Annotated in this window: 18 protein-coding genes; 10 read left to right on the top strand and 8 right to left on the bottom strand. The window is 37.1% G+C overall.

Translation table 11 applies throughout. The annotated features are described in order from the left end of the window. Positions 1-4 precede the first annotated feature (4 nt). The gene (gene mobA, locus ACWPWK_RS08770; protein WP_109374232.1) at positions 5-589 is read right to left on the bottom strand and encodes a molybdenum cofactor guanylyltransferase MobA; all 585 of its coding nucleotides are present in this window, start codon (positions 587-589) and stop codon (positions 5-7) included. Positions 590-809: 220 nt separating this feature from the next. Between mobA and ACWPWK_RS08765 the strand changes: the two genes are divergently transcribed. The 4 genes from ACWPWK_RS08765 to polA all read left to right on the top strand — a co-directional run bounded on the left by ACWPWK_RS08765 (position 810) and on the right by polA (position 6,170). Next, positions 810-1,079: a YihD family protein gene (locus ACWPWK_RS08765; protein WP_023583277.1), complete on the top strand. Its 270-nt coding sequence runs from the start codon at positions 810-812 to the stop codon at positions 1,077-1,079. 14 nt (positions 1,080-1,093) lie between these two features. Beyond that, the gene (locus ACWPWK_RS08760; protein ID WP_109374233.1) at positions 1,094-2,089 is read left to right on the top strand and encodes a serine/threonine protein kinase; all 996 of its coding nucleotides are present in this window, start codon (positions 1,094-1,096) and stop codon (positions 2,087-2,089) included. Positions 2,090-2,109: 20 nt separating this feature from the next. Then, complete coding sequence (dsbA, locus tag ACWPWK_RS08755) at positions 2,110-2,733, top strand: thiol:disulfide interchange protein DsbA (RefSeq protein ID WP_109374234.1); 624 nt, start codon at positions 2,110-2,112, stop codon at positions 2,731-2,733. Positions 2,734-3,371: 638 nt separating this feature from the next. After that, positions 3,372-6,170 carry a DNA polymerase I gene (gene polA, locus ACWPWK_RS08750; protein WP_109374256.1) on the top strand — a complete coding sequence of 933 codons (2,799 nt, stop codon included), beginning with the start codon at positions 3,372-3,374 and terminating at the stop codon, positions 6,168-6,170. 53 nt (positions 6,171-6,223) lie between these two features. On the opposite strand, the gene ACWPWK_RS08745 is transcribed toward polA, so the two are convergent. Together ACWPWK_RS08745 and def are read right to left on the bottom strand one after the other, a co-directional pair. Next, entirely contained in the window at positions 6,224-6,682 is a 459-nt protein-coding gene (locus tag ACWPWK_RS08745; protein WP_109374235.1) for a hypothetical protein, read from the bottom strand. Positions 6,683-6,851: 169 nt separating this feature from the next. Then, on the bottom strand, positions 6,852-7,370 hold the full coding sequence (gene def, locus ACWPWK_RS08740; protein WP_109374236.1) for a peptide deformylase: 519 nt from the start codon (positions 7,368-7,370) through the stop codon (positions 6,852-6,854). Between the two features lie 286 nt (positions 7,371-7,656). Between def and ACWPWK_RS08735 the strand changes: the two genes are divergently transcribed. Next, the gene (locus ACWPWK_RS08735; protein WP_438361642.1) at positions 7,657-7,704 is read left to right on the top strand and encodes a hypothetical protein; all 48 of its coding nucleotides are present in this window, start codon (positions 7,657-7,659) and stop codon (positions 7,702-7,704) included. A 151-nt stretch (positions 7,705-7,855) separates the two neighbouring features. Here the strand turns inward: ACWPWK_RS08735 and yihA are convergent, their stop codons facing one another. Next, positions 7,856-8,488, bottom strand: coding sequence for a ribosome biogenesis GTP-binding protein YihA/YsxC (gene yihA / locus ACWPWK_RS08730; RefSeq protein ID WP_109374237.1), 633 nt, complete (start codon positions 8,486-8,488; stop codon positions 7,856-7,858). Positions 8,489-8,758: 270 nt separating this feature from the next. Between yihA and ppiA the strand changes: the two genes are divergently transcribed. From ppiA to argD, 3 genes are all read left to right on the top strand, one after another. Then, entirely contained in the window at positions 8,759-9,328 is a 570-nt protein-coding gene (gene ppiA, locus ACWPWK_RS08725) for a peptidylprolyl isomerase A (RefSeq protein ID WP_069369599.1), read from the top strand. Positions 9,329-9,702: 374 nt separating this feature from the next. After that, positions 9,703-10,278, top strand: coding sequence for an aminodeoxychorismate synthase component II (locus tag ACWPWK_RS08720; protein WP_100159719.1), 576 nt, complete (start codon positions 9,703-9,705; stop codon positions 10,276-10,278). Positions 10,279-10,395: 117 nt separating this feature from the next. Then, a complete protein-coding gene (argD, locus tag ACWPWK_RS08715) occupies positions 10,396-11,610 on the top strand; it encodes a bifunctional acetylornithine/succinyldiaminopimelate transaminase (protein WP_109374238.1) in 1,215 nt (404 codons plus the stop codon). Between the two features lie 97 nt (positions 11,611-11,707). Here the strand turns inward: argD and crp are convergent, their stop codons facing one another. Continuing rightward, positions 11,708-12,340 carry a cAMP-activated global transcriptional regulator CRP gene (crp, locus tag ACWPWK_RS08710; RefSeq protein WP_004246872.1) on the bottom strand — a complete coding sequence of 211 codons (633 nt, stop codon included), beginning with the start codon at positions 12,338-12,340 and terminating at the stop codon, positions 11,708-11,710. A gap of 312 nt (positions 12,341-12,652) precedes the next feature. Between crp and ACWPWK_RS08705 the strand changes: the two genes are divergently transcribed. After that, entirely contained in the window at positions 12,653-13,060 is a 408-nt protein-coding gene (locus tag ACWPWK_RS08705; RefSeq protein ID WP_023583286.1) for an OsmC family protein, read from the top strand. Positions 13,061-13,149: 89 nt separating this feature from the next. On the opposite strand, the gene ACWPWK_RS08700 is transcribed toward ACWPWK_RS08705, so the two are convergent. The 3 genes from ACWPWK_RS08700 to ACWPWK_RS08690 form a co-directional block, all read right to left on the bottom strand. Next, positions 13,150-14,019, bottom strand: a complete 870-nt coding sequence (locus ACWPWK_RS08700; RefSeq protein ID WP_109374239.1) for a phosphoribulokinase — start codon at positions 14,017-14,019, stop codon at positions 13,150-13,152. 65 nt (positions 14,020-14,084) lie between these two features. After that, on the bottom strand, positions 14,085-14,306 hold the full coding sequence (locus ACWPWK_RS08695; RefSeq protein ID WP_023583288.1) for a YheU family protein: 222 nt from the start codon (positions 14,304-14,306) through the stop codon (positions 14,085-14,087). Then, complete coding sequence (locus tag ACWPWK_RS08690; protein ID WP_109374240.1) at positions 14,303-15,283, bottom strand: hydrolase; 981 nt, start codon at positions 15,281-15,283, stop codon at positions 14,303-14,305. Before ACWPWK_RS08690 ends, ACWPWK_RS08695 begins: the two co-directional genes overlap by 4 nt. Before the next feature lie 99 nt (positions 15,284-15,382). On the opposite strand from ACWPWK_RS08690, the gene ACWPWK_RS08685 reads away from it, so the two are divergent. Next, on the top strand, positions 15,383-15,988 hold the full coding sequence (locus ACWPWK_RS08685; protein ID WP_109374241.1) for a LysE family translocator: 606 nt from the start codon (positions 15,383-15,385) through the stop codon (positions 15,986-15,988). Positions 15,989-16,681 lie beyond the last annotated feature (693 nt).

Here is a 16,681-nt window from a genome sequence, read left to right as displayed (position 1 = left end):
ATTCCTATTTTTTTAATTTGTTGGCTTTTTCAATATCGTCAGGGGTATTTAAATTAATAAAAGCACTTGCTTGATCCGCGAATAAAACAGAGTGCGCATTTATCTGTTTCATAAACAACATTAATTTTCGATCACCTTGTGCTAAATAAGTTTCTAGCATAGGAATAATACGACGATTTAGCAGTGCTAAGGTTGGATGTTCTCTTTCACCATCATCAACATAAACGGCTAATGCTTCGCCTCTTTGCTCATAGAGTTTTTCAACTAAATTAAGAGGAAAATAAGGGACATCGCAAGGTACAAAGGCAACCCAAGGTGTTGAAGCTTGCTTTAATAACGTGAGCATGCCAGCTAAAGGCCCTGAAAATCCTTCTATTTCATCTGTAATAACAGGATATTGGCTTTGGCGATATTGTTCTAAATTTCGGTTAGCACTAATCAGTATGCTATCAACTTGCGGTGCTAGTTTTTGGGCAATATGGCGGTATAAAGGCTGTCCATGTAGAATTTGAAGCCCTTTATCAGCCCCTCCCATTCGTGTTGCTTGGCCACCCGCAAGTATACCGCCTGTAATATTCTTCATTTTCATATTCAATATTTGTGAATAAATTGGCTAAATTTTCCGAACGATTTTTATCAAGGAAAGACGATATACTAATAAAAAATATCGACTTAATGAGATTTCATGTAAAGCGACAGCAATTTTTATCAAAAAAGCGTAATCTTTACGCATATTGACAGAGGTTTCCTTTTTCTATCGGATAATAATTGGTACTTTGTTGTTGTAATTAATAATAAGGATTTTTTGTATGAAATGTCACCGTCTTAATGAAGTTATGGAATTATTGCACCCAGTTTGGGAAGAAAATTCTGATTTAAACTTAATTCAATTATTGCAGAAACTGGCTGATGAAGCGGGTTTTAAAGGTCAATTATCTGATCTGACTGATGATATTTTGATTTACCATCTGAAAATGCGCGGTTCAGCGCCAACAGATGTGATACCAGGACTGAAAAAAGATTACGAAGAAGATTTTAAAACCGCCATTTTACGTGCTCGTGGCGTGATTAAAGATTAAATTCAGGATAGAAAATGGAAATGTCTGCCTCATTTAATTTTCAGGGACTTTCACCTGATAACATTTGGGACGCGTTAGTTAAAATCGGTTTTTATCCTGAGTCAGGGTTAACGGAATTAAATAGCTATGAAAATCGTGTTTTTCAATTTATGGATGAGCATCGACAACGTTATGTGGTGAAATTTTATCGTCCTCAACGCTGGTCGTATGAACAAATAAAAGAAGAACATGAATTTGTTTTAGCATTAAAGGAGGCCGAGGTATCCGTTGCTGCCCCTTTAATGATTAATAGTGAGACAGTTCATTTTTCTGATAATGGCTTTTATTTTGCAATATTCCCTAGCATAGGGGGAAGAGCATATGAAACTGATAATTTATTTCAGCTAGAAGAAGTAGGACGCACATTAGGGCGCATTCATCAAATAGGCAGAAAAAAGAGTTATGAGTACCGACCGACAGTTTCTATTGCAGAATATCTGATAGCGCCAAAATTAGAATTTGAAAGTAGTGCGTTAATTCCTAATAACCTCAAACCTCAATTTATAGAGGTTATAGATAAACTTATTCATGATGTGCGTCCTAGAATAGAGGACTCTGCATGGCAAATATTACGGCTACATGGTGATTGCCATCCCGGTAATATATTGTGGCGTGATGAAGTTGTAATGGTTGATTTTGATGATTCCCGAATGGGATCTGCGGTACAAGACTTTTGGATGTTATTAAATGGCTCACGGCAAGAACAGGTTATACAGTTAGATACGATCCTTGAGTCTTATTATGAATACCAAGATTTTGATTTACGTGAATTGTCATTAATTGAACCACTAAGAGCAATGAGAATGGTGCATTATCTCGCGTGGGTATTAAAACGCTGGAATGATCCTGCTTTCCCTCGTGCTTTTATTTGGTTTCAAGAGCAAGATTTTTGGTTTAAACAATTAGCCTTATTCAAGGGACAAGTGGAGCAGTTAAATGAGCCTCCTTTACAACTTAGCCCAATGTATTAATTCTTAGGAGACGATGAGAAATGAAAAAGATTTGGCTGGCGTTAGCAAGTATGGTGTTAGCATTCAGTGTTTCTGCTGCTGATTTTTCTGAAGGAAAACAGTATACGAACCTTTCTAAACCTGTTGCATCAGCGCCTGATGTTGTTGAGTTTTTCTCTTTTTATTGCCCACATTGTTATCAATTTTCTGAAGTGTATAAAGTCAATAGTACTGTTGAAAAGAATGTCCCAGAAAATACTAATATTGTCCGCTACCACGTTGATTTCTTAGGACCTTTAGGTAAAGACTTAACACGTTCTTGGGCTGTAGCAATGGCCTTAGGTGTTGAAGATCAAGTTTCTCCAGTTTTATTTAAAGGTATTCAAGAAACTCAATCTATTCGCTCTGTTGACGATATCCGTAATGCCTTTATTAAGGCTGGCGTTAAAGGCGAAGATTATGATGCAGCAATGAATAGTTTTGTGGTGAATTCTTTAGTTAGCCAACAACAAAATGCTGTCGCTGATTTCCAAATCAATGGTGTTCCTGCCATGATCATTGGTGGTAAATATAAAATGAAAAATGATGGTATCAGCGCAAAATCACCAGAAGAGTATGCAAAAACATATTCTGATATTGTGAATCAATTATTGCTGAAAAAATAATATAGGCTTAATTTTTTCCTATATAGACTAAGTAAAAGTATATAGATTCTTATATGAAAAATAGCACTCAAGAAATAGGAGCGCTATTTTTTTTACTTTCATATTTTTGTCATAATATAACTATCCACATTAATAAAAAATATTGAGATTAATTTATAATATCTTAATGATTTCGCTAAGTGATTGATTTTTTAATTGTGTTAATAAATTTAAAAGGAAGCTAACTTATTAATATAGAGAGAGTTACAAAACTACTCACAGAGTTATCCACAGGTTTTCTGATGTTGTCTAAAAAATAAATCCTTAATAAAAAAAAGATGGTACTAATATGAACGTTAATATTTATGATGAATAAATAGCTCTATCTTAAATACTTTCTAAATTACACAGTAAGTTTACTTTTTAGTCTTTGTTTTTAATTGAAATCAGATTAATGGATATGGCTTCTGATAAAAAAGTACTTTAATTAATATTAAGTTATCATTCATACTTATTCTTTCTGTTAAGTTCGGTTAATAATAAATAATTGAGTATTTAAGCCGAATTTCTGCATTTAAGAACAGGTAAAATTCGTCTATTGGGCTGTGATGTGGCATTCTAGTCATATCAACGAACCTCAGAACAATGATGAACAGATTATGGTCCAGATAGCAGAAAACCCCTTTATCCTTGTAGATGGCTCTTCATACCTTTATCGTGCCTATCATGCCTTTCCACCGCTAACCAATAGCCAAGGTGAGCCAACGGGTGCGATGTATGGTGTGTTGAACATGCTGCGTAGCTTGATAATACAGTATAAGCCAAGCCATGTTGCGGTTGTGTTTGACGCTAAAGGTAAAACATTCCGTGATGAGTTGTATGAGGAATACAAATCTAATCGTCCTCCAATGCCAGATGATCTGCGTGAACAAATAGCGCCTTTACATGAGATGGTGCAAGCAATGGGTTTACCCTTGTTATCTATTTCAGGTGTGGAAGCGGATGATGTTATTGGAACATTGGCACTAAAAGCGGCGGCTGATGGGCGTGATGTCCTAATAAGCACCGGCGATAAAGATATGGCGCAATTAGTGACGCCAAAGATCACGCTGATTAACACCATGACCAACGTTATTTTGGGTCCTGATGAAGTTAAAGAAAAATATGGCGTTCCTCCTGAACTGATTATTGATTTCCTCGCATTGATGGGCGATTCATCGGATAACATCCCTGGTGTCCCTGGTGTTGGTGAAAAAACCGCACTAGGTCTTTTACAAGGGCTTGGTAGTTTAGATGATATCTATCAACAGCTTGATAATATTGCAACATTGAGTTTCCGTGGTGCTAAAACACTTGGCGCTAAAATGGCAGAGCATGAGAAAGTGGCAAAACTTTCTTATAAGTTGGCAACGATTAAAACCGATGTTGAACTCGATAAAACGTTTGATGATTTAGTGGTTAATGAGCCAAATTTAGATCAATTATTAGAGATGTTCACGCGTTATGAATTTAAACGCTGGATAAGTGATCTTCAAAATGGTGGCTGGTTAGCACAACGCAGTACACACAAAGTTGCAGTGCCTTACACCTCAGAAGCCGTTAACCCCAAAGAAGCACCTGTATCAGCTAATTTTCCTGTTATTACACAAGAGAATTATGAAGCTGTCTTAACGCATGAAAGTCTGGCGCGATGGGTTGAGCTTCTCAAAAAAGCACCTGCATTTGCATTCGATACAGAAACGGATAGCTTAAATAATATTGATGCTCGTTTAGTGGGATTATCATTTGCTATTGAGCCGAGTAAAGCTGCTTATATTCCACTACGTCATGAGTATTTAGATGCGCCAGACCAACTTCCTGTTAATGAAGTGCTAGCGGCATTAAAACCCATTTTAGAAGATAAAAATATTTTAAAAATTGGGCAAAACTTGAAGTTTGATCGTGGCATTATGGAAAATGAAGGTATCGAATTAAACGGTATTCATTTTGATACGATGTTGGAGTCTTACGTATTAAATAGCGTGAGTAATCGACATGATATGGATACTTTGGCTGAAAAACATTTAAACCATAAAACCACGACATTTGAAGAGATCGCGGGTAAAGGTAAAGGTCAACTCACCTTTAACCAAATTGAGGTTGAGCAAGCGACGTTATATGCGGCTGAAGATGCCGATATCACTTTATTACTCCATCAAGCGCTATATCCTCAAATAGACGCTATTGAGCCTCTTAAGCATGTTTACCGCGATATCGAAATGCCATTAGTTCCTGTGCTTTCTAGAATGGAACGCAAGGGAGTATTAATTGATGCTCAAGTGTTAGCTGTTCAATCTCAAGAAATTACACAACGTTTGGCTGAAATTGAAAAAGAGACGTTTGCGTTAGCTGGACAAGAGTTTAATCTCTCTTCACCTAAGCAGTTACAAGAAATTTTATTTGATAAATTGCAATTGCCAGTTATCAAGAAAACCCCGAAAGGGGCGCCATCTACCAATGAAGAAGTATTAGAAGAATTAGCACATAGCCATGAATTACCTCGCTTAATCTTAGAGCATCGTGGTCTTGCGAAACTGAAATCTACCTATACTGATAAATTACCATTAATGGTAAATAGTAAGACGAAGCGTGTACATACTTCATATCATCAAGCAGTGACGGCAACGGGGCGTTTATCTTCTCGTGATCCGAATCTTCAAAATATTCCAGTGAGAAATGAAGAAGGGCGTCGAATTCGCCAAGCATTTATTGCGCGTGAAGGTTTTAAAATTGTTGCTGCCGACTATTCACAAATTGAATTACGGATCATGGCACATTTATCGCAAGATAAAGGTTTGTTAGATGCCTTTGCTCAAGGTAAAGATATTCACCGTGCAACTGCATCTGAAGTGTTTGGTATACCTTTAGAAGACGTCACCTCTGAGCAACGTCGTAGTGCGAAAGCGATCAACTTTGGTCTTATTTATGGCATGAGCGCATTTGGCTTATCGCAACAGATTGGTGTTGAGAGAAGAGAAGCTCAGCGTTATATGGATCTCTATTTTGAACGTTATCCAGGTGTCTTGGACTATATGGAGCGCACACGTAAACAAGCGTCTGAACAAGGCTATGTTGAAACGTTAGATGGTCGTCGCCTCTATTTACCAGAAATTAATTCAAAGAATGCAATTCGTCGTAAAGCTTCAGAGCGTGAGGCGATTAATGCGCCAATGCAGGGTACAGCTGCGGATATTATCAAAAAAGCTATGATTGCTGTGGATAATTGGATTTGCAATGAATGTCCTGCTGATGTGCATATGATTATGCAAGTACACGATGAGTTAGTGTTTGAAGTGCGAGAGTCTTACCTAGAGAACGCAAATATCATGATCCATAAATTGATGGAAAGCAGTATGGAATTAGCTATTCCGTTGAAAGTGGAAGTGGGTATTGGTAATAACTGGGATGAAGCACACTAGTTTTTAAATACTATGTTTAATTAGAAAAGGGCGCAGGATTGTGCCCTTTTTGTTTATGCTTTAGTGTTTGGCGCAAGCTCTGACTCTTCAAATTCAAGAAAGTCTTCATGCAAACCTTGGATTAATCTATCCGTTGTTGTGCCTTTGCCATCGAGTTCCATCAAAGACCAACCTACCTTGTCATTCACGTCATAAAGATAGTTTTGATCAAGCATATCAATCACCTTGCCAATAATTGATTTACCATAGAAATGCAGCAATACCTTAAGTTCTTGATTATCAAGTTGGGAAGTAAGCTTTTGATATACTTCGGTTGCTTCATCAGAGTAAATATCCATTTCACTGATATTTTCCTCAATATCACGATAGATATCGGTGAGTCCTTTTAGTACAAGGAATCGTGCGAACTGCGGAATGTTTTCTTGTAATTCACTATTTGCCCATGATTTTGGGTTTGTTGCACCGGCTGCTTTGAGTTGTTCATATAAATCCTTAAATCGACTATTTTCCATTTTTACCTCAATTGATGTGCTAATGAGTTTTAAATCCATTGTATAAGGAATAGAGAGAAAAATAGTGGGAGTCTATCTATATTAGGGCAGAAAAAAGAAAAGCTCGGTTAATTACCGAGCTTTTTTATGTCAAAACTTATCAACATGTGAAAAAGAGATAAGTGAATAATTAAGCAACTTGCGAGTCTATCAGCTTGCTTAATTTTTTCTGTTTTTTCTCAATCCGTTGGCGTTTTAACGGAGATAAATGGTCAATAAAGAGTTTGCCATCAAGATGGTCTAACTCATGCTGAATGCAGCCTGCAAACAAATCAGAGGCTTCAAGTTCAATTTCATTACCATTTCTATCCAATGCCTTAACCTTTAAGAAGCGGTAACGCTCTGTTGGGGCAAAAGAATCTGGAATAGATAGACACCCATCCATCATATCCATCACTTCATCTTCAGTGCTGATAATTTCAGGATTGATAAGTGCAATCGGTTGATCTCGGTTTTCAGAAACATCAATTACAACAATGCGTTTAGATACATTAACCTGAGGTGCTGCTAAGCCAATACCTCGTTCTGCGTACATGGTTTCAATCATGTCATCGATTAATGTGCGTATTTCGTCATCTACTTTTTCCACTGGTACTGCGACTCTGCGCAGACGCTCATCTGGAAAACGCAGGAGCGTTAATACAGCCATGGATACCTCATTTTATCGCTAATTACATATTTACTACGGTCTCGCAATAAGCGTATCACAAAATCATTAAGGATAAACCGCACCTTTTGTGTGATTTGTTCTATTTTTAATCATATTCACGTAAGTGATTAAAGTCTCATAATTATGTAATTAAACTACATTTATTTATGGTTTGAATACATAAACACATAGCTGAATCGTGTCTGCATGTGAAAAAAAATTACAAAAGGGCTTTTATTAACCAATAAAATAGAGTACATTATCTCTCGTAGGGTACAGAGGTAAGATGTTCTATCTTTCAGACCTTTTACTTCACGTAATCGGATTTAGCTGAATATTAGCTGCCCCAGTCGACTTTATTTCGACTGGGGCATTTTTTTATCTAAAATTCACTGAAGTGGTTTGTGCGAGAAGTGAAAGGGAAAAGTGATTTCCCTTTTATCAATAGAAGATCAGAACGCTATCGTTGAGAAAAAAGAAGATAATTAAGCGTTGTCATCATTTTTAGGCTGTTCTTCTGAGCTTGAAAACCATTCATTAAGTGTGTTACGTAGCTTATCAATGCCAATTTTTTTCAATGATGAAAAGTATTCTACGCGGATATCGCCTACTTTATTTGCCAGCTCTTCACGTACGCTCATTAACTGCTTTTTACGCGCGCCTGATGCGAGTTTATCCGCTTTAGTCAGTAAAACGAGAGTAGGAAGCTCTGAGCCCACAGCCCAGTCAATCATTTGCATATCGAGATCTTTTAATGGATGACGAATATCCATTAAAATAACCACACCTTTTAAGCACTCTCTTTTTTGTAGGTATTCACCTAAAGAGCGTTGCCATTTACGCTTCATTTCTTCAGGAACTTGGGCATAGCCGTAGCCTGGCAAATCGACTAAGCGTAAGCCTTCTTCAATTTGAAAAAGGTTGATTAATTGCGTACGGCCTGGGGTTTTACTGGTTCTGGCTAATCCATTTTGTTGGGTTAACGCATTTAAAGCACTGGATTTACCGGCATTAGAGCGACCCGCAAAGGCAATTTCAATTCCTGTATCTGGTGGTAAATGACGGATATCAGGCGCACTGATGATGAAATGTGCTTTTTGGTAATTAAATTGGGTCATTATGGTATAAACCTCTCTGAAATAATGCGGCTTTTCATGCATACTCATTTCAATTTTGCATGAAAATGAATATCTAAAATATTTATTTGCTCTATTTTGGCGCAATTTAATGACTTATAACAGTGCTTAAAAATTAAAATTTACCCTGTTATAACGTAATTAGACTTATTGAGCGTAAATAAAGGTAAATGATTGGCACTATTTACCTCAGCGAATTAGAATCGCTGCATATAAAGTAAGTTGTAGACTATTAAAGTAAAGGATCCCTGCATGTTAAAACGTTTTCTTGTCACCTTCGTTACCGCTTGCACTTTAACAACAGCGACTTTTGCAATGGCAACGGGAGAAACCTTCGTTAAATTAGTCACCTCTGAAGGCAATATTGAAATATCACTGGATAATAAAAAAGCCCCAATTACAACGAAAAATTTTATTCAGTATGTCGAAGATGGGTACTATAACGGCACCACTTTTCATCGTGTTATTCCTGGCTTTATGGTTCAAGGCGGTGGTTTTACTGCTGATTTACAGCAAAAACAAACCAGAGCGCCAATTAAAAATGAAGCCGACAATGGATTACGCAATGTAAAAGGTTCTATTGCCATGGCTCGCACATCAGATAAAGACAGCGCAACCAGCCAATTCTTTATTAATGTGGCTGACAATGCATTTTTAGATCACGGTCAACGTGATTTTGGCTATGCCGTATTTGGTAAAGTTGTGAAAGGAATGGATGTAGTTGATAAAATTTCACAAGCTCCAACTCGTAATATTGGACCTTACCAAAATGTGCCAGTAAAAACGGTCACTATTTTATCTGCGGAAGTCGTAAAACAATAAACGCATTATTAGGATAGGATATTTACTTATTCTAATAAGATAAAATGCATATAAACCGGAATGAATATTTTCATTCCGGGATTTTTAGTACAAAAAAAATCTTTTTGATCCTTCCTTTTTTCGTGTGATCTCCTGCAATAAGTATTCACTACGCTATTAATCACTCTATTCATCATCAATTACCGTCATTCTTGTTATTGCGCAATAAATCAGCAGGTTTTCTTGCTTACTATTCATATTTTACACCTGTGCTATGATAATCGGCTTTGTTGTACCCAAGTCGGTTAAACAACGAGCTATTTTGGCAAATCTACACTCGCTTTAAAATAGTAATAAAATAGATAATGATAAGAAAATCAGTCGGATAGGCTAATATGCTGTTACTTATTGATAATTACGACTCGTTTACCTACAACCTCTATCAGTATTTCTGTGAATTGGGTGCTGAGGTTGTTGTTAAGCGTAACGATGAGATCGGACTTAAAGAGATAGAAAAGATGATGCCAGCACATCTTGTTATCTCGCCAGGACCTTGTACTCCTGATGAAGCAGGGATCTCTCTTGAGGCTATACAGCGGTTTGCCGGTGAAATTCCTATTCTTGGCGTTTGTCTTGGACATCAAGCGATAGGACAAGCTTTTGGTGCATCAGTTATCAGAGCACGAGAAGTGATGCATGGTAAAAATTCATTAATACATCATAATCAACAAGGTGTTTTTAAGGGACTTAATCGGCCTTTAAATGTGACGCGTTACCACTCTTTAGTGATTGATGCGACGACATTACCCGTACCTTTTGAAGTGACGGCATGGAGCCAACATGATGGAAATGTTGATGAAATTATGGGAATTCGCCATCGTACTCTGCCAATTGAAGGGGTTCAATTTCACCCAGAAAGTATTTTAAGTGAACAAGGGCATGAGCTATTAAATAATTTCCTTAAATATTAAATGGATAGCATTTAAATAGCGAAATAACGCCTTTTTATACAAAACCACATTTGATTTTTTATTCATATTTAGTGATTATATTTTCATATTGAATATGAATAACGATCAGGTGGGGTAATGACAAAGCAAAGCATCAACCGGGCAACTTACGATCAAGTAATGTTGCCAATTTATTCACCCGCAGAATTTATTCCTGTCAAAGGGATGGGTAGCCGTGTTTGGGATCAGCAGGGAAAATCGTATATTGATTTTGCTGGTGGTATTGCTGTTTTAGCACTGGGGCATGCTCATCCTGCTCTTAATCAAGCCTTGAAAGAACAAAGCGAACAACTTTGGCATGTTAGTAATATTTTTACTAATGAACCAGCATTGCGTTTAGCACAAAAATTAATAGATAACACATTTGCAGAACGTGTCTTTTTTGCCAATTCAGGCGCAGAAGCGAATGAGGCAGCATTTAAGTTGGCTCGCCATTATGCCATCACTCGCCATAGTCCTTATAAAACTAAAATTATTGCTTTTCACCATGCATTCCACGGCAGAACACTGTTTACAGTATCTGTTGGTGGGCAACCTAAATATGCAGATGGTTTTGGCCCTAAGCCTGCAGATATCGTGCATATTCCTTTCAATGATTTAGAGGCGGTTAAAGCTGTTATTGACGACCATACTTGTGCTGTCGTATTGGAACCTGTGCAAGGTGAAGGTGGTGTCACGGCAGCAACACCTGAGTTTATGAGGGGGCTACGTGAATTGTGCGATAAGCATCAAGCTCTGCTTGTTCTTGATGAAGTACAAACAGGTATGGGACGTACAGGCAAGCTTTTCGCCTATATGAACTATGATGTGACACCAGACATTATTACAACTGCAAAAGCGCTAGGAGGTGGTTTTCCACTCAGTGCGATGTTAACAACACATGAAATAGCTTCTGTAATGGGCGTAGGGACTCATGGTACAACTTATGGTGGCAATCCATTAGCTTGTGCAGTGGGTAATGTCGCATTTGATTTAATTAATACACCTGAGGTACTTGAGGGTGTAGAAAAGCGCTATCAATGGATTGTGAATGAACTGGTGGCAATTAATCAAACGTACGATGTCTTTTCGCAAATCCGTGGACAAGGTTTATTGATCGGTGCGCAATTGGCACCACAATATAAAGGTAAAGCCAAAGAGTTACTCAGTCTTGCTGCCAAACATGGCTTAATGATGTTAAACGCAGGAGCAGATGTAATGCGTTTTACACCATCGTTAATTATTACCCAAGAAGAATTACAAGAAGGAATGGTGGCATTAAAAGCGGCTATTGCGGAATTTGTAAAAGGGTAGTGCGGACTAAAAACCCCATCTATAAGGATGGGGTTTATACAGATTGTATCATCAATAGCCCTTTTATTGGGCTATTGTTTGTTCGGGGTGGGGAAACTTAGCGAGTCCCGTAAACGACGATAGTTTTACCGTGTGCTGAGATCAGGTTTTGATCTTCTAGCATTTTGAGAATACGGCCTACAGTTTCGCGTGAACAACCAACGATTTGACCAATTTCCTGACGTGTAATTTTAATTTGCATGCCATCAGGATGCGTCATGGCATCGGGTTGTTTTGCTAAGTTTAGTAAGGTCTGTGCAATACGGCCTGTAACATCAAGGAAAGCAAGGTTACCTACTTTTTCTGATGTTGTTTGTAATCTGTTCGCCATTTGAGCAGAAAGGCGCATCAGAATATCAGGGTTAACCTGAATTAATTGACGGAATTTTTTATAGGAAATTTCTGCTACTTCACAGGCTGTTTTTGCTCTAACCCATGCACTACGTTCTTGATCTTCTTCAAATAATCCAAGTTCACCGATGAAATCCCCCTGATTTAGGTAGGAGAGGATCATTTCTTTTCCTTCTTCATCTTTAATAAGAACAGCCACGGAACCTTTAACAATATAATAAAGTGTTTCCGCTTTCTCACCTTGGTGGATCAGCGTGCTCTTGGATGGATATTTGTGAATATGGCAGTGTGACAAAAACCATTCAAGAGTCGGGTCTGTTTGCGGCTTGCCGAGAACCATTCGCGTTATCCTCTGTACGTTAAATGCAGCCTTTCAAAACGGATAGGTTCCCTTTTGATACAGCGTGCTTAAAAATCCTATCTTTACCTATTAACTTCCTGAGAACACGGTAAGTTAATATGGAGTAGATTATAATAAATGAGAAAATAATGCATTGATCTTAACCACTATCATCAAGCAGATATTGTTTTTAACACAATTAGTGCATTAAGTCTCGTTTTACGCAGTCAGCATAATAAACCTATTTGCTAATTGCTAGTTGAATTATGAGAATGTACTCTTTTAGTTTCTGTCATCTTTAGGGGAAAATAAATGGAAGCGAGAGTTAAGTGGGTAGAAGATTTATCTTTTGTCGGTGAGTCTTCTTCTGGTCATCAAATCATGATGGATGGAAATTCGGGTGATAAAGCACCAAGCCCAATGGAAATGGTATTAATTGCTGCAGGTGGGTGTAGCGCTATTGATGTTGTGAGCATCTTACGTAAAGGTCGTCACCAAGTGACTGATTGTGAAGTGAAATTAACATCAGAAAGACGCGAAGAAGCCCCTCGTCTATTTACTGATATCAATTTACATTTTATTGTTTCAGGTAAAGAATTAACGGATAAAATCGTAGAACGAGCTGTTCAATTATCCGCAGAAAAATATTGTTCTGTTTCTTTAATGCTAGGAAAAGCAGCCAATATTACGCATTCATTTGAAATAAAAGATGCCGACTAATTTTGATATTTTAAAATAAAGTTTAATTCGAAAAATAATATCCCTTAATTAATGGGATATTATTTTTATAGAGATAAATTTTATTTTGGTTAACTTATCTTTTCGCCATTTAATAATTTTTTGACTAATGGCGCCATAATTAATTCCATCGCTAATCCTAATTTCCCGCCCGGTACAACAATAGTATTTATTGTTGACATAAATGAGCCATGCAACATCGCAAGTAAATAGGGAAAATCAATATCGGTTAAGCCTCGAAAACGAATAACAATAAAGCTTTCATCGAGAGTGGGGATTGCTTTGGCAGAAAAAGGGTTTGAAGTATCAACCGTTGGAACTCGTTGGAAGTTAATGTGAGTGCGTGAGAATTGAGGAATAATATAGCTAATATAATCATCCATTGAGCGTACAACCGAATCTCTTACCGCCTCTTGTGAGTGTCCTCTTTCTGTGGTGTCTCGAATAAGCTTTTGTATCCACTCTAGGTTTACGATAGGGACAACACCCACTAGTAAATCAACATGTTGTGCGACATCGTGCTCATTGGTGACAACGCCCCCGTGTAACCCTTCATAAAAGAGAACATCGGTATTGTTTGGCAAAGGCTCCCAAGGTGTAAATGTACCTGGTAATTGGTTGTAGGGAGTGGCTTCATCATAAGAGTGTAGATACTTGCGAGATTGACCTTGTCCTGTATCACTATACTGACTTAAGGTCTTACTCAGTAAGCTAAAATCATTTGCTTCAGGGCCAAAATAACTGATATGTCTACCTTGTTCTCTGGCTTTTCTTATCGCCATATCCATTTCAGGACGGGTATAGCGATGGAAACTATCTCCATCAATCAATGCAGCATTTGCATTGAGTTGTTGGAATATCTTACGAAAAGCTTGGCTTGTTGTGGTAGTTCCTGCACCACTTGAGCCAGTCACTGCGATGATCGGATGCTTGATTGACATAGGTTATCCTTTTGCTAAATAAGGTTGGCCCTTATTGACGGCGATACATCGCTTGCTTTGAATAACTAACCAGAGCGAAACTGCGATGCCGGCATAATATTGACGCTCTCATGAAGTTCTGACCAAACCAATACGGCTTCACCGGATTTAAGTTGTTTTTTTACGTCGGCGACTTTTTGTTCAAGCGTTTTCTCTTGGATACCATAATCAGTGCCTTCTCGTAAAACAAAACTTTCAATAAGATTATCAAGTGTCTCTGTGGAAAGCTCATTCCAAGGAATTATCATTTGGTTTTCTCCAAATAAGCGGATAACCAGTCAGGTATTCGGCTTTCAAGCCACATCACGGGTTTAGAAAGTTTTCCACTTACAAAACCGACATGCCCACCAAACTCGGTGAGTTGATATTCAATGTTGTTTGGTAAGGTTGTGATATCAGGAATAACATCCGCAGACATAAAAGGATCATCTTTCGCGTGAATAATCAGTGTTGTTTTCTTTATTTTATTTAATAAAGGTAATGCACTGCATTGGCGATAATAATCTAACGCATCTTTAAATCCGTGAATTTTAGACGTGATAAGATCGTCAAATTGACGTAGTTTTTTAATGGATTTTATCGTCAATAAGCTGATTGGTAATGATTCAGGATAGCGAATAAGCTTGCGTGTCGCGTTATTTTTCAGCTCTTTTAACAGATACCATTGATAAAAACGAGAAAAGCCATGTTCAATTTTTGTTGAGCATGGTTCTAGCATTAATGGCGCAGAGACAATAACGGCAGCATCTACAACCGCATTTTCACCGCTTTCTGCGAGATAATAGGCAAGCATATTTCCACCAAGAGAGTAGCCAACGGCGGCTGTTGGTTGCTCACCAAATTCCTTTTTCAACCAATTTAAGAAGTAGCGAGCATCTTCCGTTTCACCAGAGTGATAAATGCGCTTTTGTCTATTGGGTTCACCACTACATCCTCTAAAGTGCATCACAACGCTTAGCCAGCCTCTCTCTTTTGCTGCGGCTAACATGCCGTGAGCATAAGGGCTACTAAATCCACCTTCTAAGCCATGAAAAATGACTAAGCGCGGTTTATTGAGTGCTGTTGTCGGATCTTCACTCCACGCTAAATCGACAAAATCGTTGTCTGGGAGATTGAGTCGTTGCCAATGTGGCGTAAGTTGTGGTGTCCTACGTACAATTCTTGGTAAGAGCGTTTGTAAATGTGGATTTTTAGCCCAACGCATTGGATTAAAGTATTGAGACATATTTTCCGTCTATCAAAATGAATTAACACTTGTTTGCTAAATAACATACTGCTATTTTCGGTGAAAATAAAACATCTGTCACATCTTTGAGCACTTATAATGACAATTAGTCTGATTTCATCGTTAGCAATTTTCCTATTTATTGCTGCTATCACGCCTGGACCCAACAACTTATTGCTTACTTCATCAGGTGCTAATGTAGGTTTTAAAAGCTCATTAAAGCTGATGGCTGGCATTATACTAGGTATGCAATGTGTTTTGCTGAGTTCTGCATTTGGTGTTGCCGCATTATTGATAATTTATCCTGCACTGCATATTGGATTGAAGGTAGTCGGGAGTGCGTATCTGCTTTGGCTTGCTTGGAAAACAGCAACATCATCTTATCAGCGTTTAGATATTCCAGCAAAAACGCCCCAAGCAGTAAGCTGGTTTCAGGGCGGATTATTGCAATTTCTAAATCCAAAAGCGTGGATGATGGGATTAGGTGCAGTAGGAAGCTTCAGTTTATCGGGCGATGCTTATTTTAGCTCTGTTATTGCTATTAGTATTGTTATGGTTATTGTTAATTTCGTTGCCGGTATTGTTTGGATATTAGGCGGAACATTAATTAGTCTATTTTTACAAAGCAGACAGTCTTGGTTTATTTTTAATATCTCGATGGGATTATTAACGGCACTTTGTGTACCTTTGATTTGGATAGGGTAAATTAAAAAACATTTATAAATCAATAGATAAATTAACTTTCTTGATTAAAGTGATGTTTTTTTAAGTTTGGTTAAAATGATCTTTCTGAATGTGTATCAAAAAAAGAGTATTAATCTATCAAAAGAGAGATCTGCGATCATCTGTCATCTTTATTATGTATGTTACAGTGTCAATCATATAAAATGCTTATTGGTTTTGGGTTTTTACTCTTTTTAATATCCGTCTTTTTATTTAAATATGTTGTTTAACCTATTTTTGTATCATTAAAAATAAAAATAATTCCCCTATGAAGGAATTATTTATTCCTTATTACTATTTGTAATTAAAGGTTTTTTATTGTGTTAATGTTTTTAAAATGTGTTTTATATTGTCATTTAGTTAATTATTATGTTTAAAAACGCAATTTTGCTGAATATAAGTATATTCAGTTTATATCGTGTTGTTGACTAAGAAGAATAAATTATTATTTAAAATTGGAAAAAATTAAATTAAGTATTATAAAATATAGAGGTTAATGTGTGAGAGATTGAATAAAAAGAGTCAATATAACGTTATTATAAGAACAAGTATTTCGATAATAATATTACTTTTTTTATGATTTATTGTATCTCATATTTTGTTTCTAATTGATTTTATTCTAAAAACTTAATTACTTTAGGTATTAAACGTTTTATCAAAATTATTCCATATATA

The organism is Proteus sp. Marseille-Q3619 (genome assembly GCF_965283115.1).
Note: the sequence above shows the minus strand (reverse complement) of the source record. Positions and strands in the feature narration are given on the sequence as shown.

Bases quoted from the DNA above. Each gene is read 5' to 3' on its own strand.
- mobA (WP_109374232.1), bottom strand. From the start codon at position 589: ATGAAAATGAAGAATATTACAGGCGGTATACTTGCGGGTGGCCAAGCA.
- ACWPWK_RS08765 (WP_023583277.1), top strand. From the start codon at position 810: ATGAAATGTCACCGTCTTAATGAAGTTATGGAATTATTGCACCCAGTT.
- ACWPWK_RS08760 (WP_109374233.1), top strand. From the start codon at position 1,094: ATGGAAATGTCTGCCTCATTTAATTTTCAGGGACTTTCACCTGATAAC.
- dsbA (WP_109374234.1), top strand. From the start codon at position 2,110: ATGAAAAAGATTTGGCTGGCGTTAGCAAGTATGGTGTTAGCATTCAGT.
- polA (WP_109374256.1), top strand. From the start codon at position 3,372: ATGGTCCAGATAGCAGAAAACCCCTTTATCCTTGTAGATGGCTCTTCA.
- ACWPWK_RS08745 (WP_109374235.1), bottom strand. From the start codon at position 6,682: ATGGAAAATAGTCGATTTAAGGATTTATATGAACAACTCAAAGCAGCC.
- def (WP_109374236.1), bottom strand. From the start codon at position 7,370: ATGGCTGTATTAACGCTCCTGCGTTTTCCAGATGAGCGTCTGCGCAGA.
- yihA (WP_109374237.1), bottom strand. From the start codon at position 8,488: ATGACCCAATTTAATTACCAAAAAGCACATTTCATCATCAGTGCGCCT.
- ppiA (WP_069369599.1), top strand. From the start codon at position 8,759: ATGTTAAAACGTTTTCTTGTCACCTTCGTTACCGCTTGCACTTTAACA.
- ACWPWK_RS08720 (WP_100159719.1), top strand. From the start codon at position 9,703: ATGCTGTTACTTATTGATAATTACGACTCGTTTACCTACAACCTCTAT.
- argD (WP_109374238.1), top strand. From the start codon at position 10,396: ATGACAAAGCAAAGCATCAACCGGGCAACTTACGATCAAGTAATGTTG.
- crp (WP_004246872.1), bottom strand. From the start codon at position 12,340: ATGGTTCTCGGCAAGCCGCAAACAGACCCGACTCTTGAATGGTTTTTG.
- ACWPWK_RS08705 (WP_023583286.1), top strand. From the start codon at position 12,653: ATGGAAGCGAGAGTTAAGTGGGTAGAAGATTTATCTTTTGTCGGTGAG.
- ACWPWK_RS08700 (WP_109374239.1), bottom strand. From the start codon at position 14,019: ATGTCAATCAAGCATCCGATCATCGCAGTGACTGGCTCAAGTGGTGCA.
- ACWPWK_RS08695 (WP_023583288.1), bottom strand. From the start codon at position 14,306: ATGATAATTCCTTGGAATGAGCTTTCCACAGAGACACTTGATAATCTT.
- ACWPWK_RS08690 (WP_109374240.1), bottom strand. From the start codon at position 15,283: ATGTCTCAATACTTTAATCCAATGCGTTGGGCTAAAAATCCACATTTA.
- ACWPWK_RS08685 (WP_109374241.1), top strand. From the start codon at position 15,383: ATGACAATTAGTCTGATTTCATCGTTAGCAATTTTCCTATTTATTGCT.